The sequence below is a fragment of the Streptomyces sp. NPDC048484 genome (assembly GCF_040651415.1).
Taxonomy (GTDB): Bacteria; Actinomycetota; Actinomycetes; order Streptomycetales; family Streptomycetaceae; genus Streptomyces.
Map to the genome: position 1 here is coordinate 49,355 of NZ_JBEZJY010000019.1, position 23,702 is coordinate 73,056.

At 68.9% G+C, this 23,702-nt stretch carries 22 protein-coding genes and 2 pseudogenes; 12 read left to right on the forward strand and 12 right to left on the reverse strand.

All coding sequences use genetic code 11. The features are described from left to right. Positions 1–295 precede the first annotated feature (295 nt). Positions 296–1,567, reverse strand: coding sequence for an MFS transporter (locus AB0D14_RS20285; protein WP_362780868.1), 1,272 nt, complete (start codon positions 1,565–1,567; stop codon positions 296–298). A 250-nt stretch (positions 1,568–1,817) separates the two neighbouring features. Here AB0D14_RS20285 and AB0D14_RS20290 point away from each other — a divergent pair, with 250 nt between their 5' ends. Next, entirely contained in the window at positions 1,818–2,579 is a 762-nt protein-coding gene (locus AB0D14_RS20290) for a phosphoglyceromutase (RefSeq protein ID WP_362780870.1), read from the forward strand. Positions 2,580–3,078: 499 nt separating this feature from the next. Here the strand turns inward: AB0D14_RS20290 and AB0D14_RS20295 are convergent, their stop codons facing one another. The 3 genes and pseudogenes from AB0D14_RS20295 to AB0D14_RS20305 form a co-directional block, all read right to left on the reverse strand. Further along, positions 3,079–3,276, reverse strand: a complete 198-nt coding sequence (locus AB0D14_RS20295) for a hypothetical protein (RefSeq protein ID WP_362780873.1) — start codon at positions 3,274–3,276, stop codon at positions 3,079–3,081. A 486-nt stretch (positions 3,277–3,762) separates the two neighbouring features. After that, a pseudogene (locus tag AB0D14_RS20300) lies at positions 3,763–3,984 on the reverse strand (transcriptional regulator); the annotation flags it as partial. Next, positions 3,900–4,511: an HAD family hydrolase gene (locus AB0D14_RS20305; protein ID WP_362780876.1), complete on the reverse strand. Its 612-nt coding sequence runs from the start codon at positions 4,509–4,511 to the stop codon at positions 3,900–3,902. The gene AB0D14_RS20305 and the pseudogene AB0D14_RS20300, both read right to left, overlap by 85 nt. A 222-nt stretch (positions 4,512–4,733) precedes the next feature. On the opposite strand from AB0D14_RS20305, the pseudogene AB0D14_RS20310 reads away from it, so the two are divergent. Further along, positions 4,734–5,047: pseudogene (locus AB0D14_RS20310) on the forward strand (ATP-binding protein). 422 nt (positions 5,048–5,469) lie between these two features. Here the strand turns inward: AB0D14_RS20310 and AB0D14_RS20315 are convergent. After that, positions 5,470–5,994, reverse strand: coding sequence for a helix-turn-helix domain-containing protein (locus AB0D14_RS20315; protein ID WP_362780878.1), 525 nt, complete (start codon positions 5,992–5,994; stop codon positions 5,470–5,472). 153 nt (positions 5,995–6,147) lie between these two features. Between AB0D14_RS20315 and AB0D14_RS20320 the strand changes: the two genes are divergently transcribed. Continuing rightward, on the forward strand, positions 6,148–6,975 hold the full coding sequence (locus tag AB0D14_RS20320) for an alpha/beta hydrolase (RefSeq protein WP_362780881.1): 828 nt from the start codon (positions 6,148–6,150) through the stop codon (positions 6,973–6,975). Between the two features lie 254 nt (positions 6,976–7,229). On the opposite strand, the gene AB0D14_RS20325 is transcribed toward AB0D14_RS20320, so the two are convergent. The 3 genes from AB0D14_RS20325 to AB0D14_RS20335 all read right to left on the reverse strand — a co-directional run bounded on the left by AB0D14_RS20325 (position 7,230) and on the right by AB0D14_RS20335 (position 8,783). Further along, entirely contained in the window at positions 7,230–7,559 is a 330-nt protein-coding gene (locus AB0D14_RS20325) for a hypothetical protein (RefSeq protein WP_362780883.1), read from the reverse strand. Positions 7,560–7,887: 328 nt separating this feature from the next. After that, the gene (locus AB0D14_RS20330; protein WP_362780886.1) at positions 7,888–8,118 is read right to left on the reverse strand and encodes a hypothetical protein; all 231 of its coding nucleotides are present in this window, start codon (positions 8,116–8,118) and stop codon (positions 7,888–7,890) included. A gap of 263 nt (positions 8,119–8,381) precedes the next feature. Then, positions 8,382–8,783: a hypothetical protein gene (locus AB0D14_RS20335; RefSeq protein ID WP_362780888.1), complete on the reverse strand. Its 402-nt coding sequence runs from the start codon at positions 8,781–8,783 to the stop codon at positions 8,382–8,384. A 288-nt stretch (positions 8,784–9,071) separates the two neighbouring features. Here AB0D14_RS20335 and AB0D14_RS20340 point away from each other — a divergent pair, with 288 nt between their 5' ends. Further along, positions 9,072–11,129, forward strand: coding sequence for a cell wall-binding repeat-containing protein (locus tag AB0D14_RS20340; RefSeq protein WP_362780890.1), 2,058 nt, complete (start codon positions 9,072–9,074; stop codon positions 11,127–11,129). Between the two features lie 192 nt (positions 11,130–11,321). Here the strand turns inward: AB0D14_RS20340 and AB0D14_RS20345 are convergent, their stop codons facing one another. Then, a complete protein-coding gene (locus AB0D14_RS20345) occupies positions 11,322–11,474 on the reverse strand; it encodes a hypothetical protein (RefSeq protein ID WP_362780891.1) in 153 nt (50 codons plus the stop codon). A 168-nt stretch (positions 11,475–11,642) separates the two neighbouring features. Beyond that, positions 11,643–12,320 carry a phosphate signaling complex protein PhoU gene (phoU, locus tag AB0D14_RS20350; RefSeq protein ID WP_362780894.1) on the reverse strand — a complete coding sequence of 226 codons (678 nt, stop codon included), beginning with the start codon at positions 12,318–12,320 and terminating at the stop codon, positions 11,643–11,645. Between the two features lie 289 nt (positions 12,321–12,609). Between phoU and AB0D14_RS20355 the strand changes: the two genes are divergently transcribed. Both AB0D14_RS20355 and AB0D14_RS20360 read left to right on the forward strand, forming a co-directional pair. Next, entirely contained in the window at positions 12,610–13,893 is a 1,284-nt protein-coding gene (locus AB0D14_RS20355) for an ATP-binding protein (RefSeq protein ID WP_362780896.1), read from the forward strand. Continuing rightward, positions 13,890–14,570, forward strand: a complete 681-nt coding sequence (locus tag AB0D14_RS20360) for a response regulator transcription factor (protein ID WP_362780898.1) — start codon at positions 13,890–13,892, stop codon at positions 14,568–14,570. Before AB0D14_RS20355 ends, AB0D14_RS20360 begins: the two co-directional genes overlap by 4 nt. A gap of 132 nt (positions 14,571–14,702) precedes the next feature. Here the strand turns inward: AB0D14_RS20360 and AB0D14_RS20365 are convergent, their stop codons facing one another. Next, positions 14,703–15,410 (reverse strand): DUF461 domain-containing protein, encoded by a 708-nt coding sequence (locus AB0D14_RS20365; protein WP_362780900.1) that lies wholly within the window; start codon positions 15,408–15,410, stop codon positions 14,703–14,705. An 808-nt stretch (positions 15,411–16,218) separates the two neighbouring features. Here AB0D14_RS20365 and AB0D14_RS20370 point away from each other — a divergent pair. The 6 genes from AB0D14_RS20370 (at position 16,219) to AB0D14_RS20395 (ending at position 22,815) form a co-directional block, all read left to right on the forward strand. Further along, positions 16,219–16,701 (forward strand): CarD family transcriptional regulator, encoded by a 483-nt coding sequence (locus tag AB0D14_RS20370; protein ID WP_003953493.1) that lies wholly within the window; start codon positions 16,219–16,221, stop codon positions 16,699–16,701. Between the two features lie 384 nt (positions 16,702–17,085). Further along, positions 17,086–17,838 (forward strand): 2-C-methyl-D-erythritol 4-phosphate cytidylyltransferase, encoded by a 753-nt coding sequence (ispD, locus tag AB0D14_RS20375; protein WP_362780903.1) that lies wholly within the window; start codon positions 17,086–17,088, stop codon positions 17,836–17,838. Next, entirely contained in the window at positions 17,828–18,355 is a 528-nt protein-coding gene (gene ispF / locus AB0D14_RS20380) for a 2-C-methyl-D-erythritol 2,4-cyclodiphosphate synthase (protein WP_362780905.1), read from the forward strand. The genes ispD and ispF overlap by 11 nt, the downstream gene beginning before the upstream one ends. Positions 18,356–18,478: 123 nt before the next feature. Continuing rightward, positions 18,479–19,879, forward strand: coding sequence for a cysteine--tRNA ligase (gene cysS, locus AB0D14_RS20385; RefSeq protein WP_362780907.1), 1,401 nt, complete (start codon positions 18,479–18,481; stop codon positions 19,877–19,879). Positions 19,880–20,010: 131 nt separating this feature from the next. After that, positions 20,011–20,955, forward strand: coding sequence for a 23S rRNA (guanosine(2251)-2'-O)-methyltransferase RlmB (gene rlmB / locus AB0D14_RS20390; RefSeq protein WP_362780909.1), 945 nt, complete (start codon positions 20,011–20,013; stop codon positions 20,953–20,955). A 165-nt stretch (positions 20,956–21,120) separates the two neighbouring features. Further along, a complete protein-coding gene (locus AB0D14_RS20395) occupies positions 21,121–22,815 on the forward strand; it encodes a DoxX family protein (RefSeq protein ID WP_362781137.1) in 1,695 nt (564 codons plus the stop codon). Between the two features lie 126 nt (positions 22,816–22,941). Here the strand turns inward: AB0D14_RS20395 and AB0D14_RS20400 are convergent, their stop codons facing one another. Further along, positions 22,942–23,673, reverse strand: a complete 732-nt coding sequence (locus AB0D14_RS20400; protein ID WP_362780911.1) for a nucleotidyltransferase family protein — start codon at positions 23,671–23,673, stop codon at positions 22,942–22,944. Between the last annotated feature and the right edge of the window lie 29 nt (positions 23,674–23,702).

Below are 23,702 nucleotides of genomic sequence, written 5' to 3' on the forward strand. Positions count from 1 at the left end.
CAGGCGACTGGGTCCGGTACGTCCCAAGCGCCGGGGTGTGGCTTTACGGCCAGCGCCGAAGCCGCACCCCGCCCGCCCGTTGCTCCCGCACACCACGGCTGCTGTTCTGCTGCGGCAAGGAGCAGCGGAGGGGCGTCAGTTGGCCGACGCTCTCAGGGCGAGCGACTGAACTGTGGCGGAGCTCGCCACAGGCTGGAAGAGACTGGAAACACGGAATCTCAGCAGCACACCGGCCTCCTCTCGTCGCGCACAGAGTTGTGCCGTGATCACATGTGCGCCTACCGGGCCGAGGAGGTCAGGCCGCCTGTTCAGGCAGGGGCTCCGCCGCCGGGGTCGCCGGTCGTCGAGCGGAGGTCGCGTCCTCGTCCGGCAGCCGCCGCATGAGCAGCCCGTACCCCAGTCCGGCCACCGTGCCGACGACCGCGCACACGCCCCACAGCCACTCGGCCCCGTACCGGTCGATGACGACCCCGGACATCAGGGGCGCGACGAGGGAGGCGACGGACCAGGACATCGCGTACATGCCCTGGTACCGGCCGCGGCCCTGCGTGGGGGAGAGGCGGACGACGAGGCTGATCTGGGTGGGCGCGTTGACGATCTCGGCGAGGGTCCAGACGCAGATGGTGAGCGCGAAGACGCCGACCGAGCCGGCGAAGGCGGTGAGCCCGAACCCGTACCCGGCGAGGAGTGACGAGACGACGAGCAGACGCCGTGGATCCCGGTGCTGGATGAAACGGGTGACCGGGATCTGCAGTACGACGACGAGGACGCCGTTGACCGCGATCACCAGGCCGTAGTCGGCGGGCGTGAACCCGGCCGCGCCCATCGCCACCGGCAGGCCCACGTACCCCTGTTGAAAGATCAGCGCGATGAGGAAGGACAGCCCGACGACGCTCATGAAACGCCTGTCGCGCAGGACCGTCCGAAGGCCCACCGCGGGCTCGTCGGCCGCCTTGGTGACTGGTTCGGGCCGCGACTCGGGCAGCTTCGCGAAGACGACGATCGCGCAGGCCATCGTCATCCCGGCCTCAAGGAGGAACCCGGCGAGGTAACTGACCTCGGCGATGAACCCGGCCGCCGTGGACGAGACCGCGAACCCCAGGTTGATGGCCCAGTAGTTGAGCGAGAAGGCCCGGACCCGGTCCTCGGGCTTGACGATGTCGGCCATCATCGCCTGCACGGCCGGGCGGGAGGCGTTGCTGGCCATGCCGACGAGGAAGGCGACGCCCGCGATGGCGACCGGGTCGTGCATGAAGCCGAGCAGCGCGACGGAGACGGCGGTGGACGACTGGGCGATGAGCAGGGTGGGCCGCCGCCCGAGCCGGTCCGTCATCACACCCGCGCCGAGCGAGGAGACCACTCCGCCGAGTCCGTGCAACGAGGCGACGAGTCCGGCGTACGAGGCGGAGTAGCCGCGGTCGAGCGTGAGGTAGAGGGCCATGAAGGTGGCGACGAAGGCGCCGAGCCGGTTGACGAGCGTGCTGGTCCACAGCCACCAGAACTCGCGCGGGAGCCCGGAGAGGGTCTCACGAGCAGCACGTCTCACGCTCACTGATGTGAACGGCATCGGGGACCCCCAGGTTCTGATGAGCGCGGCTCATGTAAGCGGTGCATGCGCCAAGCACAACTTACGAATAACTTACGAGGGCGAGATCGGCGGGAGCCACTCAATTAACAGAAGTCGTCAAGCGTCGGGGCGGGCCGGGGCAGGGCAGGGTGGGCCTCCGACAGATGTCCGTCCTCAGGTGTCCGTCCTCCGGTGTTCGTCTTCCGGGCGGGCGAGCGGGCTCCGCAGGGCGTCGATTACGCTCGGGTCCATGGCCGACGCACCGTACAAGCTGATCCTCCTCCGCCACGGCGAGAGCGAATGGAACGCGAAGAACCTGTTCACCGGCTGGGTGGACGTCAACCTGACGGAGAAGGGCGAGAAGGAGGCAGTCCGCGGCGGTGAGCTGCTGAAGGACGCCGGCCTGCTCCCCGACGTGCTGCACACCTCGCTCCAGAAGCGCGCCATCCGCACCGCCCAGCTCTCGCTGGAGTCCGCGGACCGCCACTGGATCCCCGTGCACCGCTCCTGGCGCCTGAACGAGCGGCACTACGGCGCGCTGCAGGGCAAGGACAAGGCGCAGACCCTCGCGGAGTTCGGCGAGGAGCAGTTCATGCTGTGGCGCCGCTCGTACGACACGCCGCCGCCGCCCCTTGAGGACGGCACGGAGTTCTCCCAGTCGGACGACCCGCGCTACGCGACGATCCCCCCGGAGTTGCGCCCCCGCACGGAGTGCCTGAAGGACGTCGTCGTCCGCATGCTCCCGTACTGGTACGACGGCATCGTCCCGGACCTCCTGGCCGGCCGCACGGTCCTGGTCGCCGCCCACGGCAACTCGCTGCGCGGCCTCGTCAAGCACCTCGACGGCGTCTCGGACGAGGACATCTCGGGCCTGAACATCCCGACGGGCATCCCGCTCGCGTACGAACTCGACGCGTCCTTCAAGCCGGTGAAGCCGGGCGGCACGTACCTGGACCCGGCCGCGGCCGCGGCGGCGATCGAGGCCGTAAAGAACCAGGGCAAGAAGAAGTAACCCCCTCTAAAGAAGCCCCCTACCTGCAGTTTTACTGTCAGGAGGGGGCTCTTCTGTGCGCGTGGGCCGTGCCTGGGCCGTCAGGTGCGGTGCTTTCAGTAGCGGACGCGGATGTCGAGGATGTACACAGGCTGGAAGGAACCAAAAGGAACCAAGCGGACGCGTGCCAGAATGAACCGGTCTTTATTCGAGGCCTCTGGCGTCCACGGCTGACATCAACGACGCCGGACGGGGGCGTATGCCAGCACCTCTGCCGGGCCGCTGCCCCAGTCGACAACAGCCGTCGGAGGGGCTCGGATCGAACTCCTAAAGTGCGTGTCGCAGGTTGAATCCTGCCGGGAGCACAGTTTTGATCAGGGCTTAGGCCCCGGAACTCCAAGGCCAGGGGGGCGGTCCCCAGGGGGCAGAACCGCAGTGGGTCATGACGGCCACCCCTCACTGGACAGGCCGCCATCATCCCGAGATGAACGCGGGGTCCATCCGCGTGGGTCTGGGGGGTCTACACAGCGCGCCACTTGGCCCATAGATCCGTGGCGGCGTCACACCGTCGGTTGCCGTAGTCGCAGTCCGCGCAGTCCATCGAGTGGTCCATGTAAGCGCGGAACCTCTCCTGCTTGAGGGTCAGCTGGGTCTCGCCTGCTGTGGACCGCAAGTGGCCGAAGGCGCTCCCCGAGTCCTGGAGGGGGTCTTCGCTCATGACGCCCTGCCGTGGGGGTGATTGCGGATTTCGACCCCCCACGCTGTGGCCTGCGAGACCTGACCCTTGCCCTCGAAGCCGGCGCGCTGCCTGTCGAGAGCCGCGCACACGTCACAGCCAGGCGCCGGCCTCGGCGGCCGAGTTGGATCCGGCAGCGTGATCGGTGGTTCCGACGTGGTCTGCTGAGTGGTCATGCTGTGGCCGCCTGCTCTGCGGCACCAGCACGTAACGACCGGCCACACGCGATTGCTGCCAGGGAGGGTGATAAACCCGTCCCCGTACAGCGTCGTGGCGACGGTTCCGCAGTCGAAGCACGCCTCGCCATGCTGCCGAGCGATGCTCACCGGCCCCTGCACGAGAGTGGGGGCGCCAGGCTTCTCTGTGCTCATCCCTGTTCCCATCTGCCAGTTCGGTGTGGACAGACAGATGATGGGCGCCCGCAAGTGCCACAAGTGACACAGACTGTGTCACTCGATGGGGGGAAGGTCAGACGGCGCCGATCCACTCAGCGAAGTTCGTCAGTGACTCCGAGTCGGCCCGCTTCAACCGGCGGAGTGTGGCCGCATCTTCCCGCGCCCACCGGTGGCCGCGCGTGTGCTGCGGCGCGATCCGCCGCGCGACCTTCAGCGACTCGAACGCGTCGTCCGCCAAGCCTGCCCACAACTGGGCTCGGCCAAGCTCGATATAGAACCCGGAGCGCCGATATGCGCGGCGCGTAGCCCTGATCGCTTTGCTGGGAACAGGTCGTTGGCCGGATGGTCGCCGACGTACAGAGTCCTCTGGGGCGCGGCCTGGGCCACGTCCAGGACCCGCTCGAAGAACCCCGTTGCGGGCTTGGCGACGCCCCACTCCTCGGAGGTGACGACCAGGTCGGCAGGCAGGTCGAGAGCGCGGAGCATCTCCCCGGCGCGCGCGCTCTGGTTCCCGGCGACGATGACCCGGACACCCAGATCGCGGAGCGCCGACAGGGCGGGGCGGACATCGTCGTACAGGTCCGTCTCGTCGAGGGCTTCGCCGTGGCCTGCCTGTTCGCGTGCGCGGTACTCAGCGGGGATGTCAATGCCGGGGCGCGCGAGGCGTACTGCGTCGGCGTTGTCGTGGCCCTGTGCGACGACGGCGCCGACGAGTGCGGAGAGGGTGTGGCGGGGGATGTTCAGCCAGTCGGCCCAGGCGTTCCAGTAGCGGTCATCTCGGGTGATGGTTTCGCCGACGTCGAACACGATGGTCTCGATCATTCGGGGAGCCTACGGCTTCGTGGGCAGGGTCGGCTGTGCTGGGGACCGCCCACCCGATCCCGGACATGACGAAAGGGCCCCCGCTCCGCGAGGGAGCGAGGGCCGTCGTGGCCTTGTGTCGTAGGGCTTACGGGTACTGGCGGCGGGTGGGGTCAAGGCCCGCGGCCAGAGGAGTGGACGGATCACCGCCGCTGGGCATGGGACGTCCTCAGAGGCTCGCCGCTGGGTGAGGACGCCGAGTTGATGGTGAGCGAGTTGAGCGCGAACGTGATCCTGCACACCGCCAGCGGCCGACAGCCGGGCAGCTTTCGTCTAGCTCTAGCAGTCTCACTTGCAGATGGTCGCCCTCTCGGTCACGGGTGACGGAGGCACCGGCCATGCCCCCAAGATCGAGGACCAGGAGGCGGCGTGCGGCCGGGGGACTGGGCATGGTCAGCGCAATTGCCCACCGGGTCGTGGTCCACGACAGCGACGTCGGCCACACGGTCACCGCAGAACTCTTCATCGGGACCCGCCCGGGAGGACCCCCATGCTGACGGACAAGCCGCAGTGGGGCTACTGGTGCGAGTGCTGGACAGAGGACCTCACCGAGGGAGCGGCGCCGGAGCTCCGAGCATCCTTCGATGCACTCGGCGCTGCAGGCCGACAGATGGGTAGCGGTGGCACTGCGCACGATCTCACTGGCACTCGACGGAGGGCCCGGAGTTCAGCGAACTGAAGTCTCTTCACGGTGATCTGCGGACGGTGGTGGGGTCTGGCGGGGGACAGCGGGGAAGGTCGTCGGATACTCCGGCGTGCAGTGGCGTGCAGTGGCGTGCAGTGGCGTGCAGTGGCGTGCGGAAGCGGGCTGGGCGACCTACATATTCGGGTCCGGTGGGTGGCTGTGTTGGGCAGGTCGTGCAGGTTGGCGGTATGGGGTCGGTGCAATATGTGGAGTTCCGGTTGCAGTGACAACCGCTCAGGAGTCGCCCCTGAGCTGGTCGCGTTGGATCTGGTAGGCGAGGGCACGACGCACAGAGCCAGATGCGGTGGTGGTGACCTTCGCGGGGAGGTCGAGACCGCGACTGATCTCGTCGTATGCGTTCCGGTAGCTGCTGGGCATCTCTGCCTGGTGCAGCATCAGGTCCTCTTCGACGAGGCGCCGCAGCTCGTCGACGTTCTGGGGCGTGAAGCGCTTCTTCCTTCTGGCGATGGCGTGGACGTAGCGCGTGCAGCGGGCGGTGTCGTAGTTCTCGGAGATTTCCTCAGCGAGGCTCCAGAGGCGTCCTTCGAGCCAGGGCACGTCGTGCTGGTCGAGAGAGAGCTTCGTCGGGGGTAGTGGGTCGCCCATCTTGTACTTCGTTACCTGCTTGGATACGGCGGGCTGACTCATGTCGGTGAGCTGGGCGATCCTGTCCTGGGTCCAGCCGAAGTCGGCGAACAGCTTGATCATCTCGGCGCGTACCTTTCGCATCTCCTCGCCCGCGCGGATGACCTCGTTCATGCCGGCGAGCATTCGCTCAGCCTGTTCCTCGGTTAGCGTCGCGGGGTTCTGGTGTGTGTCCTTTTCGCCTGGCATAGCTCGGTTATATACCCGAGCGATCCTGCCGTCATAACCAGGTTGTATAACCCGGCTATGGCTGGCAGGGTCCGCAGCATGCCTATCTTCTCCGCACCTGACGGAACCCAGCTCGCCTACCGCGTGATCGGAGACGGCGACCCGGTCATCTGCCTCCCGGGGGGCCCTGCGGACTCCCTCTACCTCGGCGACTTGGGCGGCCTGTCCACGCACCGTCAGTTGATCATTTTGGATCTTCGCGGCACCGGCCGGTCCGCGATTCCCGAAGACACCTCTTCCTACCGCTGCGATCACCTGGTCAACGACGTCGAAGCGCTGCGTGAACACCTCGCGCTCCCTCGGCTGGACCTGCTCGGTCACTCCGCCGGTACGAACGTTGCGACGCAATACGTGGCCCGATACCCGAAGAACGTCAGCAAACTCGCCCTGATCGGTCCCAGTCCCAGAGCTGTTGGCATCGCGATCACCGGGGAGACGCGACGCCAGCTCGCGCAGCTTCGTGAGAGCGAGCCGTGGTTCCCGGCGGCGTTCGCCGCTCTGGAGGCGATCGCGGAGGGCACGGGCAGCGACTGGGAAGCTCTCGCTCCCTTCTTCTGGGGCCGCTGGGACGCTGCGGCACAGAACCACCACGCGTCCAGCCAGCCGAAAAACAAGGAAGCTGTCGCTCTCTTCGCGGACGAGGGGGCCTTTAACCCGGAGACGACTCGTGCGGCGCTCGCCGCCTGCGAGGCCCCCGTGCTGCTGCTCGCCGGAGAGTTCGACTTGAACAGCCCCCCTCATTCGGCGGCCGAGTTCGCGGCGCTGTTCTCCGATGCCACGCTCGTGGTTCAGCCGGGAGCGGGCCACTATCCCTGGCTCGACGACGCCGACCAGTTCGTGGCGACCACTGCTGCGTTCCTGGGATAGAGAGCTCCACCCGCGGTTGGACATCGAGCTGGCCCTCTGGCGGTCGGCCGAATTGGAAGTTGCTTACGGTGGTGTCGCGTCGCCTGCGAGGATCTGGCGGGCAGCTTGCGCGATCGGATGGCGCTGGCGGCGCTGATGCCGAAGACGACAGCAAGTGCAGGGATCGGGGCCGCGGTTGAGGCTTCCTCCATCCAGCGGTCCACGCGGAGCCGGTCGAGGGTGGCCTTGTGGCCGCGCGATCCTTTCTGCTCCGTTCAGGGCGAGGGCGTGAAGCCGGCGGACTGATCGAGGTGGAAAGCGGAGCCTGGAGCCGTCGGAGTCCAACCTTCGCGGAGGGCCAGCTGAATGGCCTGGGCAACGCCGGACGGCAGTGCCGGCTTGGCCTCACGTCCGAACCAGTTGCTCTGATGCGGCTGGTTGGTGGTGACCACGAGCGTCGTCCCTGGGGTGTCCGCATGCTCGACCGCGAACGTGCACGGCGACCAGGCCAGGCCCTGGAAGTAGGTCGGCCTGTCTCGGAGCCGCCAGCGGTAGGCCGTGCCGTCGACAACGATGCGGCGTGATCCCTTGCGGACCAGTGCCATTACTTCTCCTTCGACACCGAGGATGCCAGCGAGCCCGGCCCCGCTGTTTGCCTCAGTTTCCGTCTCATGCAGCACCGTTCACGGCCGTTCAGAGGCGGGACCGAAGGCGGTAGCCGCTCCCACACTGGCCGCACTCGGACGCTTCCTCAGCCTTGCCGTAGGACATGAGCAGGTACCCGATCGGGCCCGATGCCTCGTCGATGACCGGTGGCGAGGCCCACACGAGTTGGCGTGGTAGACCGTGGCGGTCTCTCCTCGTGCAGCGACGTACGCCAGACACGGCCCTGACGGCCTGAATCCTGAAAGGGCCGCACCCGTCCACCGAGCCCTACGTGCGGGAGTCGCGATCCCGTAGAGCACTGACGCCGCCGCCATCGTCGAAGTGATGAAAGGCATGAGCCTGGCGGCGTGCATCGCGGATGCCTCGCGTAGCCGCCGCTTCGATTCGCTGCGCTTCTGAACTGGAAGCCAGCCGGCGCCGATGGCGGCCCACCAGCACGAACACGGCGGCGGCCATGATGGACAAGACTGCTGTCGCAACCAGTACCAGGTAGACCATCGTTACCCCGTCTTCGCCTCAGACCGTTCCATACGGTCCGCACCTCAGCGCTGATCGCTGCAGGCTGCGCTGCTCAGGCAGAACCGTACTCAATGGGTGATCACAGGTGAACCGGCCCTTCCGGCACCAACAACTCGCAGAACCCTGCCGTCCTCCGGCAACTTCATGGGTATGGGGACAATCTTTGGCGTGAGTGGCGTGAGTGGCGTGAGTGGCGTGAGCGGCTGGCTGGAGCGCGAGATATTCGCTCAGCCTGATCAGGGTTATCCGGTGCCGGTGCCGGTGCCGGTGCCGGTGCCGGTGCCCGTGCCGGTCTTGTGCAGCATCTGGGCCAACAGGAGGGCGCCCCCGGCCGCTGCGCCTACCGCTCCCGCAGCCAGGAACCCGTGCGAGGAACGCCAGGACAGCACCGACCACCGCGACTGCGCGGAAAACAACGAGCCTGTGCTCAGCCACGACCCGGTCGAGATCAGAGACAGGGACGAACCGATAGAGCCGGCCGACAGGGCACTTCCGATCGAGCCGACCGACAGGGCCGAACCGATGGACCCCACGGACAGCACCGAACCCACCGAGCCGATCGACAACACGGAGTCCTGAGACCACAACGACAGCACCGAACCGGAAGAGGCGCGACGGACCGACCGTACGGACAGCTTTGTCATGAGGCCATCCTGCCCGCTGGTCGTCCTGCCTCGGAACGTTTCCGAAGGTTTCGGGTATCGCTGCTGGCCTCAGTGGGGCGATCGTCGTCGGCCAGACCCCACGGCGACACGATGGCGGCACGATGGCTCGGAGGGACGAAGGGAGGAGTAGAGCGCGGTCGTTCTGAAACTGTTCCATTCTGATCATGTGTGCCGCTAAAGTGGCGCAGCTGTCGTAGAGGGACGTGAGGTTTCCGTTCCGCGTCGGGGAGACGAACGGCAGCACTTCCAACACTCTTGTGGGGGCACATGAAGATTCACAGACGCCGCGTGCTCGCGGCACTGGGCACCGTTGTCGCCGTCGCCGCGGGCATGGTCACCGCCGCGCCCGGCGCGGTCGCGGCGGACCCCGTCACCTGGCAGGCCGCCGACGGCAAGCTGACGTTCGTCAACGGTGCACGCAACGTCATGCAGACGCAGGAACCCGGCAGCAGCACCTACACCGACTTCCTCGCCGACGCCCGTCAGCCGTCCTGGTCGCCCGACGGCAGCCGGGTCGCCTACGTGAAGAGCGGCCGGGTCGAGACCCGCCGCTACACCGGCTCCACCCTGGTGAAGATCCAGGAGCAGGGCTCCATGAGCAGCGTCGGCGACCCGACGTTCCTGCGGTCGGGCGAGACGGTCGTCTACTCCGGCGGCGGTCGCCTCCGTTACGCACTCTCGGACGGCTCCCGCTACGCCCAGCCGCTGTTCTCCACCGCGGAGGACGGCTGCGACCGCCAGCCCAGCGCGTCCGTCAACGGCCTGATCGCCTTCGTCCGCACCGGCGACACCTGCGGTTCGCCGACCGGGTCGGCCATCTGGCTCTGGGAGGACACCACCGGCGGCTTTACGAAGCTGACCGATGAAGGTGCCCACCCCGCGATCTCGCCCGACGGCACCCAGGTCGCCTTCGTGCGCGAGGTGGACGGCCAGAGCCGGCTCTTCGTCATCAACGTCGACGGCACAGGCGAGCGCCAACTCACCTCCACCGACGCCGCGTACACCCCGGCCTGGTCGCCCAGCGGCACCCGGATCGCCGTCACCAACGGCACCGACGAGGATGTGGCCATCCCGAGTGTCGTGGACGTCGCCACCGGTGACGTCACCAAGATGCCGCTGCCGCCGGGCACCTCCTCGGTCCTCGACATGGCCTGGCAGCCGCTTCGCAGTCAGAGCGTCGGCCGGGTCTGGGGCGCCGACGCGTACGCGACGAACGTGGCCGCGTCCCGGTGGACGTGGAACACGGCCGGCCAGATCCGGCCGGGCCTGATCGACGCGAAGACCGCCGTCGTCATCAGCAAGGACAGCCCGTCCTACGCCCTGACCGGGCAGACGCTCGCCGGCCAGAAGCAGGGCCCCCTGCTGATGACGTCGAAGACCTCGCTGTCGGCCGCCGTGCAGACCGAGTTGAAGCGCACGCTGAAGCCGGGTGCCAAGGTCTACCTGGTGGGCGGCACGGACATCCTGTCCAGCGCCGTGGCGAACAAGATCAGCTCGCTCGGCTTCACACCGAAGCGGCTGGCAGGCACCTCGCGCTACTCCACGTCCGTGGCGGTCGCCAAGGCCGTCACCAGCGCCCCGGAGTACGTGTTCGTCGCCACCGGCACCGACTACCACTCGGCGCTCGCGGCCTCCGCGGCGGCCGGAGCCCTCGGCGTCGGCGGAAAGGGCACGGTCGTCCTCAACGAGGGCAACAAGCTGACATCGTCGGTGAAGTCGTACCTCAACTCGCTCGACCCCGACCAGACCATGGTCGTCCCCGTCGGCGCCTCGGCGGAGTACGCGCTCACGCACACGTCCTTCTCCAACTGGCCCGGCACCTGGTCGTACTACCCGATCAGCGGCAGCGGCCATGACGGCACCTCCGCCGAGCTCGCCCGGTTCTGGTGGGGTTCCCCGTACCAGGTGGGTCTTGCCTGGACGGACAGCTGGCGCGGCGGTGTGTCCGCGAGCACCGGCATGCTCTACTACGGCCCGATCCTGTGGACCGACGAGATGACCCTGCCGGAGACGGACGCGACCTATCTGCGTCAGCAGGCGGCCGGGGTCAACTCCGTCATCGCCTTCGGCGGGACCGGATCGGTCTCCTCGGCCGAGCTGACCGCGGCGGGCTCCGCCATCAGCGCGGGCAGCTCGCTGGTTGAGTACCGCCCGTACTACAACGGTGCCGAACCGGCCCAGCGGTCCGCGCGCTCGGCGCCCGGCGAGACGAACGACACCGGCACGGCCGTCCCGAGGACCGAGACCCGGACCGGGTCTCTGGCCGGGCCCTCGACCGGGGCCCCGCAACCGGACCTGGACGCGGTGCGGACCACGAACCGCTAGCGGGCAAGCAAGCAACGCGGTTCACGAACGAATGAAGACGAACGAAAGGGTCCCGCACCTGAAGCGGGGCCCTTTCGCCGTCAAACGATTCGGCGTCAAACGATTCGCGGTCACACGTCACACGTCACACGTCGTGCGTCACGCGTCGGCGGCGTAGTCGACGCCCCCCATGCAGCGCGTCAGCCGCACTGATCAGCCGCACTGACAAGGGTTGCCGGACTGGCACCCGCAGCCGCAGCCCGAGCCGCAGCCGCAGGCGCCGAAGAGCGGCAGGGTCTTGATCTCGGCGGGCTGCTGCGTCTCGCGGTCCTGGGTCGGGTCGGGCGTGGTGGGGGGATCGGCCATGGGTTCCTCCTCGAAGGCTTGTGCCTACTCCCATTGCATTCCCAGAAGGTCGGGCGCATCAACGGCGCACAGAGGCTTTCAGTCCCCTACGCCCTGTCGACGCGCCCCCTCGCCCTCGCCCTCGCCCGCGGCCGACCGCCCGGCCACCTCTGCCAGGCCGCCGGAGGACTACGCCCCCTCCACCGGAGGCGTGCTCTGCAGTTCGTCTGCGTGTTCGCCCGTCACCAGGTACACCACCCGGTTCGCCACCGACACCGCGTGGTCCGCGAACCGCTCGTAGTAGCGGCCCAGCAGCGTCACGTCCACCGCCGTCTCGATGCCGTGCTTCCAGCGGTCGTCCAGGAGGTGCTGGAAGAGCGTGCGGTGGAGGAGGTCCATCTCGTCGTCGTCCTGCTCCAGCTGGAGGGCGAGGTCGACGTCCTTGGTGACGATGACCTCGGCCGCCTTCGCCATCAGCCGCTGCGCGAGCTGGCCCATCTCCAGGATCGTGGCGTGCAGATCCTGCGGAATCGCCCGCTCCGGGAAGCGGAGCCGCGCCAGCTTCGCCACGTGCTGGGCGAGGTCGCCGGAGCGCTCCAGGTCGGCGGACATACGGAGCGAGGTGACGACGATCCGCAGGTCCGTGGCCACGGGCTGCTGCCGGGCCAGCAGGGCTATCGCCTTCGCCTCCAGGTCGTGCTGGAGATCGTCGACCCTCTGGTCGGCCGCGATCACGCTCTCGGCCAGCTTCAGGTCGGAGTCGAGGATCGCCGTCGTGGCGCGACCGATCGCCGACCCGACGAGCCGGGCCATCTCGACCAGGCCCTCGCCGATCGAGTCAAGTTCCTCGTGGTACGCGTCCCGCATCAGGATGTCCCTTTCCTACGTCTTCTTCGGGGGGCTCACAGGGGCTCGTGAACCCCACGCTCCCACGGTCCGGCCCGAACGCGACGGTTTCCGTCCCCTCAAATGAACCACCACCGGCACCCAGGTGAACTCTGGGCGACGTCGCCTCTTCCCGCTGGTGGAAAGGCCCCCCGACCCGACCGTACGAAGTGAACCAGCATGGTCCCCAGGGTGAACTCTGGGCGACGAGTGTTCGAGTCCGGCCTCGTACCGCTGTGACCGGGGCGTACAGCGTGCCTAACCTGGAGCCATGGACGTGAACGCGGCGGTCGCCGCAGTGGCTGCGATCGCCGGTGTACTCACCGGTGTCATCGCCGTGCTGGCGTTCCGCTGGAGTGAGCGGGATCAGAAGCGCCCCACCCGCACCTCTCTGCACACGGACCCGGTCCTTCCACCGGGTGTCGACACGGTTCTTTCCGTGCTCCGCTCCTCCGCGGTCGTACTCGACGAGGCCGACGGCGTCGTCAAGGCCAGCTCGGCCGCGTACGCACTCGGCCTTGTGCGAGGCGGGAAACTGGCCGTCGAGCCGATGATCCAGATGGCCCGCGACACCCGCAGGGACGGTGAGATACGCCAAGCCGAGCTCGATCTGCCCCGGCGCGGTACCGGCCGGGGCGAGGCCCTCGCTGTGTCCGCCCGCGTGGCGCCGCTCGGCTCACGGCTCGTACTGCTTCTCGTCGAGGACCTCACCGAGGCCCGGCGGATCGAGGCCGTACGACGCGACTTCGTCGCCAACGTCAGCCATGAGCTCAAGACCCCGACCGGCGCGCTCGCCCTCCTCTCCGAGGCCGTGATGGGCGCTTCGGACGACCCCGAGGCCGTCGAGCGCTTCGCCGGGCGCATGCAGATCGAGGCGACCCGCCTCACCAACCTCGTTCAGGAACTCATCGACCTCTCCAGGGTCCAGAACGACGACCCCCTGGAGGACGCCGAGCCCGTACGCGTCGACGAGCTGGTCGCCGAGGCGATCGACCGCTGTCGCCACCAGGCCGGCACCAAACAGATCACCATGGCCGCCGGCGGCACCGCCGAACTGCGACTCTGGGGCAACCGGGGGCAGCTCGCCGCCGCACTCGGCAACCTCGTGGAGAACGCCGTCAACTACTCGCCCGCCCGCACCCGGGTCGGCATAGCCGCGCGCCGCGTCACCGCACCCGGCGGAGACCTTGTCGAGATCGCCGTGACCGACCAGGGCATAGGCATCTCCGACAAGGACAAGGAGCGCGTCTTCGAGCGCTTCTACCGCGTCGACCCGGCCCGTTCCCGCGCCACAGGCGGTACGGGGCTGGGGCTTGCGATCGTCAAGCACGTGGCCGCCTCGCACAGCGGGGAGGTCACGGTGTGGAGCTCCGAGGGTCAGGGCTCCACCTTCACCCTGCGGTTGCCGGAGGCGGGCGCGGCCCGTGCCCGTGCTCGAGCCCGCGACAACCAGACACCCGGTCTCGACGAAGACGACGAGACCGGTCAGACCGACGGGACGACCACCGTCTCATCCCCGTACGAACCCTTTTCTGCCCCGGAGGTCCATCCGTGACCCGAGTGCTCGTCGTCGAGGACGAGGAGTCCTTCAGCGACGCTCTGTCCTACATGCTCCGCAAAGAGGGCTTCGAGGTCGCCATCGCGGCCACCGGGCCCGACGGGCTTGACGAGTTCGAGCGCAATGGCGCCGACCTCGTCCTCCTCGACCTGATGCTGCCCGGCCTGCCCGGCACCGAGGTGTGCCGCCAGCTGCGCAGCCGTTCGAACGTCCCGGTGATCATGGTCACCGCCAAGGACAGTGAGATCGACAAGGTCGTGGGGCTCGAAATAGGAGCCGACGACTACGTCACCAAGCCCTTCTCCTCGCGTGAGCTGGTCGCCCGTATCCGGGCCGTCCTGCGCCGCCGCGGCGAGCCGGAGGAGGTCAGCCTGGCCGCCCTGGAGGCGGGCCCCGTCCGCATGGACGTCGACCGCCACGTGGTCACCGTCTCCGGCTCCAAGGTCGAGCTCCCGCTCAAGGAGTTCGACCTTCTGGAGATGCTGCTGCGCAACGCGGGACGCGTCCTGACGCGTATGCAGCTCATCGACCGGGTGTGGGGCGCCGACTACGTCGGTGACACCAAGACGCTGGACGTCCACGTGAAGCGCCTGCGGGCGAAGATCGAGCCGGACCCCGGCGCCCCCCGCTACCTGGTCACGGTCCGCGGCCTCGGTTACAAGTTCGAGCCGTAAACCGCGCAGGCGTAAACCGGGCACGGCGAGCAGGACGAAGGGCGGGACCCCTGGAAAAGGGGTCCCGCCCTTCGTCCTGCTCGCCGTACGTACAGGACCTGCCCGTACGGGAGAACGGTGGCTGTGAGCCGCTCAGTGGCCCGCTGCCGACTCCGAGGCATTGGCGCTGGCCGAGGCCGCGTCCGTGGCCTGGGTGCCCGCCTCGCCCGTTTCCTCGGTCCCGCCCGAAGCGGACGCGGAAGACGAACCCGAGGGAGACCCGGAGGCCGCGCCGGGCTCGGACTCCGACGCGCCGGGCTCGGTGCTCGGCGCCGCCGGGGCCTCGGTCGGACCCCAGCCGGAGAAGTAGCTCTCGGCCGGTACGACGAATGCTTCCAGCTTCACGTCACCGGTCTTGCTGAAGGTGAAGGTGACCGGCTGCGCGTCGCCGTCCTCGAAGGCCTCGCGGCTGCTCTCCAGTACGGCGGAGGCGTTGTCCTTGCCGCCGAGGACCAGCGAACCACCGGCCGGGATCGTCAGCTTCCCCTTCCCCGCGCCCTTGGCGGGCTTGAGCCGGGCGGGCCCGTTGATGCCCTCGACCTTGACGGACTCCAGGGTCTGGGCGGTTCGGCCGCCGTTGAACAGGGTCGCGGCGACCACGGCCGGGCCCGTCGACTCCAGCTCGGGCTGGGTGATGACGACGGCATTCTGGATCTTGATGTCGCCGACGCTGGTGGCGGCGTTGTCCGGCTTGATCTCCAGGGTCTGGGCCTTGTTGCCGGCGCCGCATGCGGCGAGCGAGGCGATCGAGAACGCGATGGCGGCGGCGGCGAGGGCGCCGCGTCGAAGGCTGCTGCTCACGGCGGCGGCAACTCCTAGAACGTGGGCGGAAAAAGAGCGGCTCCTCTGATAAAGCCGCTCCAAGGATCAGTCAGCGGCCTCAGGTTACCGAGCCGTTCCGGTGCCGCCGCACCCGACCCGCCTCTACGACTCCTCGGCCACAGCCGGATGCCGGTCCTCGGCCACAGCCGGACGCCGGCTCCTTGCCTCCCGGTCACTCACGTCACGCGGTGTACATGCATGCTCCACTGACCCATAGGCCACATGCTTGTCCCGCACTCGCCACACAGCTGTCCGTCTTTCACATAAGAACCCTCTGGTAAGCCGACGGTACGGGCGCCGGCAGCGGATTCTCCGTAAGGAATGCGTGGCGGTCAGGGAAATCGGTCTTCCGTCGTCTTCGGCTGATCTTCGGTTGATCCCGGTCGGTCTTCGGCTGATCTTCGGTTGGTCATCGGCTGATCTCCGGACGCGCTTCCGTCACTCTTCCGGCCGCTCTCCGGGCCGCTCTTCCGGCCGCGTGATCAATTCCGGATTCATCTCGTACACGGCTGCGATCACCGAACGGAGTAGCGGAAGATGAGCTCTCGGAACCCGACAAATATGGACGTTCAGGCACGTGAGCGAGCTTCAAGGGTGTTGTAACGTGCGCGTTTCTCCTCCCCGGAAGAGCCGCTCCGACCTGCGAATACCGTCGTCGGTGCCCCCTCCGCAGCACGTTCCTGTTGCGATTGTCAAGCCCCGAGATATGCCCTGACCTGCGAAAACGCCATTCAGAACACGCGGTTTCCGTGTTACCCTGGATAGCCACGGAAGGGGTACCTGTCACATGACGTTCAAGGTTGGCGACACCGTGGTCTATCCCCATCACGGGGCCGCGCTGATCGAGGCTATCGAAACTCGCCAGATCAAAGGCGTGGACAAGACCTACTTGGTGCTGAAGGTCGCCCAGGGTGACCTGACAGTGCGTGTGCCAGCGGACAATGCGGAGTTCGTCGGCGTACGTGATGTGGTTGGTCAGGACGGGCTGGACCGGGTCTTCGAGGTACTGCGCGCGCCGTACGCCGAGGAGCCCACGAACTGGTCCCGTCGTTACAAGGCAAATCTTGAGAAGCTCGCCTCCGGCGATGTCATCAAGGTGGCGGAGGTAGTCCGTGACCTGTGGCGTCGTGAGCGCGAGCGTGGACTCTCCGCCGGCGAGAAGCGCATGCTCGCCAAGGCCCGCCAGATCCTGGTGAGCGAGCTCGCCCTCGCGGAGAACACGAACGAGGACAAGGCCGAGGCCCTGCTCGACGAGGTCCTCGCGTCCTGACGCCCAGCATGCTCTGATCGCACAATCTGATCGCTTTGTGACCAGAAACGAAACGAGCGGTTCGGCGCAATGAAATGCCGCGGTGCCCGATGACATATCCACTGTCGCCGGGCGCTGCGGCATGTCCGTATCCGACGGCAAGCCCGTACCCGGAAACCGTGTACTCAACGCACTCCCTGACACTCCAGGGAATCCGATACTCCGATACTCCGTACTGATACTCCGATACTCCGTACTTGGAGTGCCGGGCCCGGACAGCTGGCTCGACCATCTTCACGGAAGGGTCCGGTCGAGGCGTCGCGCCCGGCACTCACCCAGCCCGTCGGCCGGGGTACGCCCAGGCCATACCCACGTCGGCCGAGCATACAAACCTGACAGGAACCGATGTCTGACGATTCGCGCCCCTCGCCTCCCGGGGCCCGTACGGCGGCTGTGATTCCGGCTGCCGGCCGAGGTGTACGCCTCGGCCCGGGCGCTCCCAAAGCGCTTCGCGCGCTGAACGGCACCCCCATGCTCATCCACGCGGTGCGGGCCATGGCCGCGTCGCGTGCCGTCTCCCTCGTCGTCGTCGTGGCTCCGCCCGGCGGGGCCGCGGAGGTCAGGACGCTGCTCGACTCGCACGCGCTCCCGGAGCGGACCGAGTTCCTCGTCGTGCCCGGCGGTGACAGCAGGCAGGAGTCCGTGCGGCTCGGGCTGGAGGCGTTGCCGGACGGCATCGACATCGTGCTCGTGCACGACGCGGCGCGTCCGCTCGTACCCGTCGAAACGGTCGACGGCGTCATCGAGGCGGTACGCGACGGCGCTCCCGCCGTCGTGCCCGCGCTGCCGCTCACGGACACCGTCAAGCAGGTCGAGCCTGCGGAGACGGCCGGGGAGCCCGAGCCCGTGGTCGCCACGCCTGAGCGGTCGCGGCTGCGTGCCGTTCAGACGCCCCAGGGCTTCGAGCGCGACTCCCTCGTACGGGCCCACGCGACGGTCACGGGCAACGTCACCGACGACGCGAGCATGGTCGAGCAGCTCGGGCTCCGGGTCGTGGTCGTGCCCGGGCACGAGGAGGCGTTCAAGGTGACGCGTCCGCTGGACCTGATTCTCGCGGAGGCGGTTCTGGCGCGGCGGAGGCTGACCGATGGGTTCTGAGGGTTCTGAGGGTTCTGAGGGTTCCGGGACACCCGCACCCCTGTTGCCGCAGGTCGGCATCGGCACCGACATCCACGCCTTCGAAGAGGGCCGTGAACTGTGGTGCGCCGGGTTGAAGTGGGAGGGCGAGGGCGCCGGGCTGGCAGGGCACTCCGACGCGGACGTCGTCGCGCACGCCGCGTGCAACGCGCTGTTCTCCGCGGCGGGCCTCGGTGACCTGGGGCAGCACTTCGGTACGGGGCGCGCCGAGTGGTCCGGGGCGTCCGGCGTGACGCTGCTGACGGAGGCGGCGCGCATCGTCCGTGCGGCGGGGTTCACGATCGGCAATGTCGCGGTGCAGGTCGTCGGCCCTCGCCCGAAGATCGGAAAGCGCCGGGACGAGGCGCAGAAGGTCCTCTCCGAGGCGGTGGGGGCGCCGGTGTCGGTGTCCGGGGCCACGAGCGACGGCCTCGGGTTTCCCGGGCGCGACGAGGGGTTGATGGCGGTCGCCACGGCGCTGGTGGCACGGGTGGGTTGACGGGAGGTTTCTCTCGCGGGGGCGAGGAAATACCGGTCGACGTCACCGCCGGGATACAGATGTCACGCATACGTGCCCCATGCGGTAGAAGGGGCACTGCCCACCGCCCACTACCCTGGTGTGGTGACTATTCGCCTGTACGACACCAGCGCCCGGCAGATTCGCGATTTCACCCCGATCACTCCGGGCTGTGTCTCGATCTACCTCTGTGGCGCCACGGTGCAGGCGGCCCCGCACATCGGGCACATCCGGTCCGGGCTCAACTTCGACATCATGCGCCGCTGGTTCGAGCACCGCGGCTACGACGTCACGTTCGTCCGCAACGTGACGGACATCGACGACAAGATCATCTGGAAGTCCGCGGAGCAGGACAGGCCGTGGTGGTCGATCGGCTACGAGAACGAGCGCGCGTTCAACGACGGCTACACGGCACTGGGCTGCCTGCCGCCGACGTACGAGCCGCGGGCCACCGGCCATGTGACCGAGATGGTCGAGATGATGCGCACGCTCATCGAACGCGGCCACGCGTACGAGGCCGACGGCAACGTCTACTTCGACGTACGGTCCCTGCCCGGCTACCTCTCCCTCTCCAACCAAAACCTGGACGAGCTGCGGCAGCCTGCGGGGGACGGCGAGACCGGCAAGCGGGATCCGCGGGACTTCGCCATGTGGAAGGCGGTCAAGCCCGGCGAGCCGTCCTGGGAGACGCCCTGGGGGCGCGGCCGGCCCGGCTGGCACCTGGAATGCAGTGCCATGGCGCACAAGTACCTGGGCTCCGCCTTCGACATCCACGGCGGCGGCATCGACCTGATCTTCCCGCACCACGAGAACGAGATCGCCCAGGCCGTGGGCTTCGGCGACGAGTTCGCGCACTACTGGGTGCACAACTCGTGGGTGACCATGAGCGGCGAGAAGATGTCGAAGTCGCTCGGCAACTCCGTGCTCGTGAGCGAGATGGTCAAGGCGTGGCGGCCCATCGTGCTGCGCTACTACCTGGGCACTCCGCACTACCGCTCCACCATCGAGTACAGCGAAGAAGCGCTGCGTGAGGCCGAGTCGGCGTTCGCGCGGATCGAGGGCTTCGTGCAGCGCGTGGTGGAGAAGGCCGGAGGCGCGGTCGCCCCCGCGGCCGAGGTCCCGCCGGCGTTCGCCGAGGCGATGGACGACGACTTCGGGGTCCCGCAGGCCCTCGCGATCGTGCACACCACGGTCCGGCAGGGCAATTCCGCGCTGGCCGCGGACGACAAGGAAGCGGCCGTCGCCCGGCTCGCCGAGGTCAGGGCCATGCTCGCGGTCCTCGGCCTCGACCCGCTCGACCCGCACTGGGCGGGCGAGAGCGACCGGGGCGAGGACCTTCACGGAGTCGTCGACACGCTCGTACGGCTGGTGCTGCAGCAGCGCGAGTCGGCCCGTGCCCGTAAGGACTGGGCCACCGCCGACGCCATCCGGGACCAGCTCAACCAGTCCGGGCTCGTCATCGAGGACGGCCCCCAGGGGCCGCGCTGGACCCTCGGCCCGCGCTGAGAGCCTGAGCGTTTTCTTGATCGATTGTGCCGTCCGGGTGTCCGGGCGGCACACTTCATAGACGTACGGCACAGACGTACGACATTTCGCAGCGGCGTACACGCGTGCGCCTTCACACAGACAGGTAGGTCATGGCCGCTAACAACCGCCGCATGTCCGGCAAGAAGGGCGCGCAGGTCGGCAGTGGCGGCCAGCGGCGCCGGGGCCTCGAAGGCAAGGGCCCCACCCCGCCCGCCGAGGCGCGCAAGGGGCACAAGAAGAACCGCATCGCGGGCGCCAAGGCCAAGCAGCTCGTGCGCAAGCCCTCGCCGCGCGGCGGCCGGGGCGGCAAGGGCACGTCCGAGATGGTCGTCGGGCGCAACTCCGTCGTCGAGGCGCTGCGCGAGGGCGTGCCCGCGTCGATGCTGTACGTCCAGCAGTTCATCGACAACGACGAGCGGGTGCGCGAGGCGCTCCAGCTCGCCGCGGACCGCGGCGGCATCCACCTCATGGAGGCCCCCCGCCCCGAGCTGGACCGCATGACGAACGGGCTCAACCACCAGGGGCTCGTCCTCCAGGTCCCGCCGTACGAGTACGCGCACCCGCAGGACCTCGCGGCCGCCGCGTACGACCAGGGTGCGGACCCGCTGATCGTCGCCCTGGACGGGGTGACGGACCCGCGCAATCTCGGTGCCGTCGTCCGGTCCGTCTCCGCCTTCGGCGGGCACGGCGTGGTCGTGCCCGAGCGTCGCGCGGCCGGCATGAGCGCCGGTGCCTGGAAGTCGTCCGCCGGTGCCGCGGCCCGTACGCCCGTCGCCCGTGCGTCCAACCTGACCCGGGCCCTGGAGGCCTACAAGAAGGCCGGTCTCGTCGTGGTCGGCCTCGCGGCGGACGGTGAGGCCGAGGTCGGTGACCTGGCGGCCCTCGGCGGTCCCGTCGTCATCGTCGTCGGCAGCGAGGGCAAGGGGCTCTCGCGACTCGTGGGCGAGACCTGTGACTTCCGGGTGCGGATTCCGATGCCGGGCGGCACGGAGTCGCTGAACGCCGGTGTGGCCGCGGGAGTTGTGCTGTACGAGGCGTCGCGGCGCCGGGTCTGAGACCTTGCTGCGGTAGCGATGGGTGCAGCGGCGGGGGCGGCGTCGGCGGTGTGAGAACGCCGTCCCCGCGGAGCATTCGCACGTGCTTGGTGATCTTGACGCGGTCCGGACAGATCGGGCCGGTCAAAGCAGTGTCCTAAACACACGTCACTCGGTTAGATGAGTGTGGACACCAGAACACCCCGCACACCCACGGGGGACCACTCGTTGGGATTCGACGACGCTCCCGCGCTGAGCATGGTGAAGGTGCCGAGCGATCCGGCGCAGGTCATCGTCAATCATGCGAGCTTCCGCGTGCAGCTGGGCGCCGCGTCCCGGGCCCGGTTCCCGCGCGGCGCGCGGAACTTGAGCTCGGGCGACGGCACCGCGCGCGTCCCCGTCGTCGGAACCGCCGCAGGCACCCGCCGCCGCGCACCGGTCGTCTGGAGCGGGAAGTCCGCCCCCGACGACACCGGCGCCACCCGGCTGTTGCAGGCCGTACGGAGCACGAGTCTTCAGCACGGCGCCGGGGATCCGGCGGGCGACGGCGGTTCGACCCAGGTCATCCCGCGCGTCGACGGTGGCGGCGGCTCCGGGTTCGACGTCGACGCCACCGTCGAGACCCCGACCGTCCGTGGCCCCGGGACCCGCCTCCTGCCGCAGCAACTGCGCGGCTCGGGCAGCGCGTACGAGGAGCTCGACGAAGGCCCGTACGCGGGAGGCGAGTTCGAGGGCGACTCCTACCAAGGCTCCTGCGACGACTCCTACGACGACGAATACGGGGACGACGACGACGGCGGGGCGCTCAAGCGCCACGGCGCCACCCCCGTCCGGCACGGGTACTACCCCGGCCGCCGGATGAACCTCGGCGTCGTCCTGCTCCCGCTGCGCGTCTTCCTCGGCTTCATCTCCATCTACGCCGGCATGGGCAAGCTCTGCGACCCCGTCTACTTCGACGGTGGCAAGCGCGGCTCCATGGTCAAGTGGCTGAACTCGCTGCACCCCTGGGAACTCGCCGAACCACTGCGCGAGTTCGCGCTCCAGCACCCCGTCGGTGCCGGACTCCTGATCGCCTTCTTCCAGGTGATCGTCGGCGTCCTCACCGTCCTCGGCCTGTGGCAGCGGCTCTCGGCGGTCGTCGGCGCCCTGCTGTCGGCGGCGCTGCTGCTCACCGTCAGCTGGAAGTCCGTCCCCGTCTACGACGCGCCCGACATCATCTACCTGGCCACCTGGTCGCCGCTGATCATCGCGGGTGCCCCCGTCTACTCCATCGACGGCCGCCTCGCGGGCGAGGCGTGGCGCAGGCTCGGGCCGCGTGCCGAGATCTGGGAGCTGCGCCGACGCGTACTGCGGCGCGGTGGGCTCGTCGCGGCCATCGTCGTCGGGCTCACGCTGCTCATCGGCTCGTTGCTCGGCGGCGCCGTCCGTGACTCCGACCGCGTGGTCGTCCCCGGCCCGGGCGAGGCCCCGCGCAACGAACTGCCCGGCTCCGCGCTTCCGGAGGAGCCCGGCGCGCGCCACGACAGGCAGAGCCCGTCGGCGTCCAACTCGCCCACCAAGGCCGCGACATCGGCGAGCCCCTCGGGCGCCGCGACCTCACCGGGTGCGACGGCGCGAGAGACGGCCGGCGCGGGTGCGGGCCGGCCCAGCCAGACGCAGGGGTCCGGTCAGGCACCGCCGCAGCAGTCGGCTCCGACGCAGGCGCCCGCCGCCCCCGCGGGACCGCCCTCCTCGGGCGGCACCACGGGCGGTGGAACCGGCTCGGGTGGCGGCGGCAGCAGCAGCGGCGGAGGCAGCGGCTCCGGCGGCAGCACGGGCGGCTCAGGCGGCGCCGGTAACTCCGGAGACGAATCCGGGCTCGTGGGCGGCCTGCTGGGCTGAGGAACCCGTACGACGCCGATGGGGCCCCGCACCAGAGTGGTGCGGGGCCCCATCGGCGTGTGTGCCGGTTCCGCGAGCGGAGAAGGGTGTGCTGGTCCGCGAGCGGAGGCGGGTGACGGGGAGGCCTCAACGGCCCAGCGCCGCCAGCTCCTTGGCCGCCTCGGTGAGGTCCTTCGCGGTGTCGATGGCGCGCCAGTAGGCGCCCTGCGGGATCGGGTAGCCGGCCAGGCGTCGTTCGCGGGCCAGGCGCGGGAACGTGGAGCGCTCGTGGTCACCGAGGGCGGGCAGCAGCTCGGCGAACTCGGGCGAGAAGACGTACACACCCGCGTTGATTCCGTACGCGGTCGGCGGGGACTCGATGAAGTCCGTGATGTGGCCGAAGTCGTCGGTCTCCACGGCGCCCCACGGGATGCGGGGGCGGGCCAGCGCGAGGGTCGCCACCGCGTCGCGCTCGGTGTGGAAGTCCGCCATCTCACGCAGCGAGAAACGGGTCCAGATGTCACCGTTCGTCGCGTACCAGGGGCGGTCGGGGTGAGGCAGGTGCTTGGCGGCGTACTTGAGGCCGCCACCACGGCCCAGGGGCTCCGACTCGACCACGGTGGTCACGGAGACGGGCAGATCCGCCGACTCCAGCCACTGCTGGAGAACCTCGGCGAGATGACCACAGGAGACGACGACGTCGGTGACGCCCTCCTCGGCGAGCCAGGACAGCTGGTGGCCGATGATCGGGGTCCCGGTGCCGGGGATCTCGACCATCGGCTTGGGTCGGTCGTCGGTGTAGGGACGCAGCCGGGACCCCTGGCCGCCGGCCAGGACGATGGCTTGAACGGGGCGCGACGCTGCGTTCGGATCGGTCATGCCCGAACTTTACGTGGCGCCCCGCGGGG

Bases quoted from the DNA above. Each gene is read 5' to 3' on its own strand.
- phoU (WP_362780894.1), bottom strand. From the start codon at position 12,320: ATGCGGGACGCGTACCACGAGGAACTTGACTCGATCGGCGAGGGCCTG.
- AB0D14_RS20305 (WP_362780876.1), bottom strand. From the start codon at position 4,511: ATGATCGAGACCATCGTGTTCGACGTCGGCGAAACCATCACCCGAGAT.
- AB0D14_RS20330 (WP_362780886.1), bottom strand. From the start codon at position 8,118: ATGGTCTACCTGGTACTGGTTGCGACAGCAGTCTTGTCCATCATGGCC.
- ispD (WP_362780903.1), top strand. From the start codon at position 17,086: ATGTCTGACGATTCGCGCCCCTCGCCTCCCGGGGCCCGTACGGCGGCT.
- AB0D14_RS20355 (WP_362780896.1), top strand. From the start codon at position 12,610: ATGGACGTGAACGCGGCGGTCGCCGCAGTGGCTGCGATCGCCGGTGTA.
- AB0D14_RS20315 (WP_362780878.1), bottom strand. From the start codon at position 5,994: ATGAACGAGGTCATCCGCGCGGGCGAGGAGATGCGAAAGGTACGCGCC.
- AB0D14_RS20370 (WP_003953493.1), top strand. From the start codon at position 16,219: ATGACGTTCAAGGTTGGCGACACCGTGGTCTATCCCCATCACGGGGCC.
- AB0D14_RS20400 (WP_362780911.1), bottom strand. From the start codon at position 23,673: ATGACCGATCCGAACGCAGCGTCGCGCCCCGTTCAAGCCATCGTCCTG.
- AB0D14_RS20285 (WP_362780868.1), bottom strand. From the start codon at position 1,567: ATGCCGTTCACATCAGTGAGCGTGAGACGTGCTGCTCGTGAGACCCTC.
- AB0D14_RS20340 (WP_362780890.1), top strand. From the start codon at position 9,072: ATGAAGATTCACAGACGCCGCGTGCTCGCGGCACTGGGCACCGTTGTC.
- AB0D14_RS20335 (WP_362780888.1), bottom strand. From the start codon at position 8,783: ATGACAAAGCTGTCCGTACGGTCGGTCCGTCGCGCCTCTTCCGGTTCG.
- AB0D14_RS20325 (WP_362780883.1), bottom strand. From the start codon at position 7,559: ATGGCACTGGTCCGCAAGGGATCACGCCGCATCGTTGTCGACGGCACG.
- AB0D14_RS20290 (WP_362780870.1), top strand. From the start codon at position 1,818: ATGGCCGACGCACCGTACAAGCTGATCCTCCTCCGCCACGGCGAGAGC.
- ispF (WP_362780905.1), top strand. From the start codon at position 17,828: ATGGGTTCTGAGGGTTCTGAGGGTTCTGAGGGTTCCGGGACACCCGCA.
- AB0D14_RS20320 (WP_362780881.1), top strand. From the start codon at position 6,148: ATGCCTATCTTCTCCGCACCTGACGGAACCCAGCTCGCCTACCGCGTG.
- AB0D14_RS20345 (WP_362780891.1), bottom strand. From the start codon at position 11,474: ATGGCCGATCCCCCCACCACGCCCGACCCGACCCAGGACCGCGAGACG.
- rlmB (WP_362780909.1), top strand. From the start codon at position 20,011: ATGGCCGCTAACAACCGCCGCATGTCCGGCAAGAAGGGCGCGCAGGTC.
- AB0D14_RS20295 (WP_362780873.1), bottom strand. From the start codon at position 3,276: ATGAGCGAAGACCCCCTCCAGGACTCGGGGAGCGCCTTCGGCCACTTG.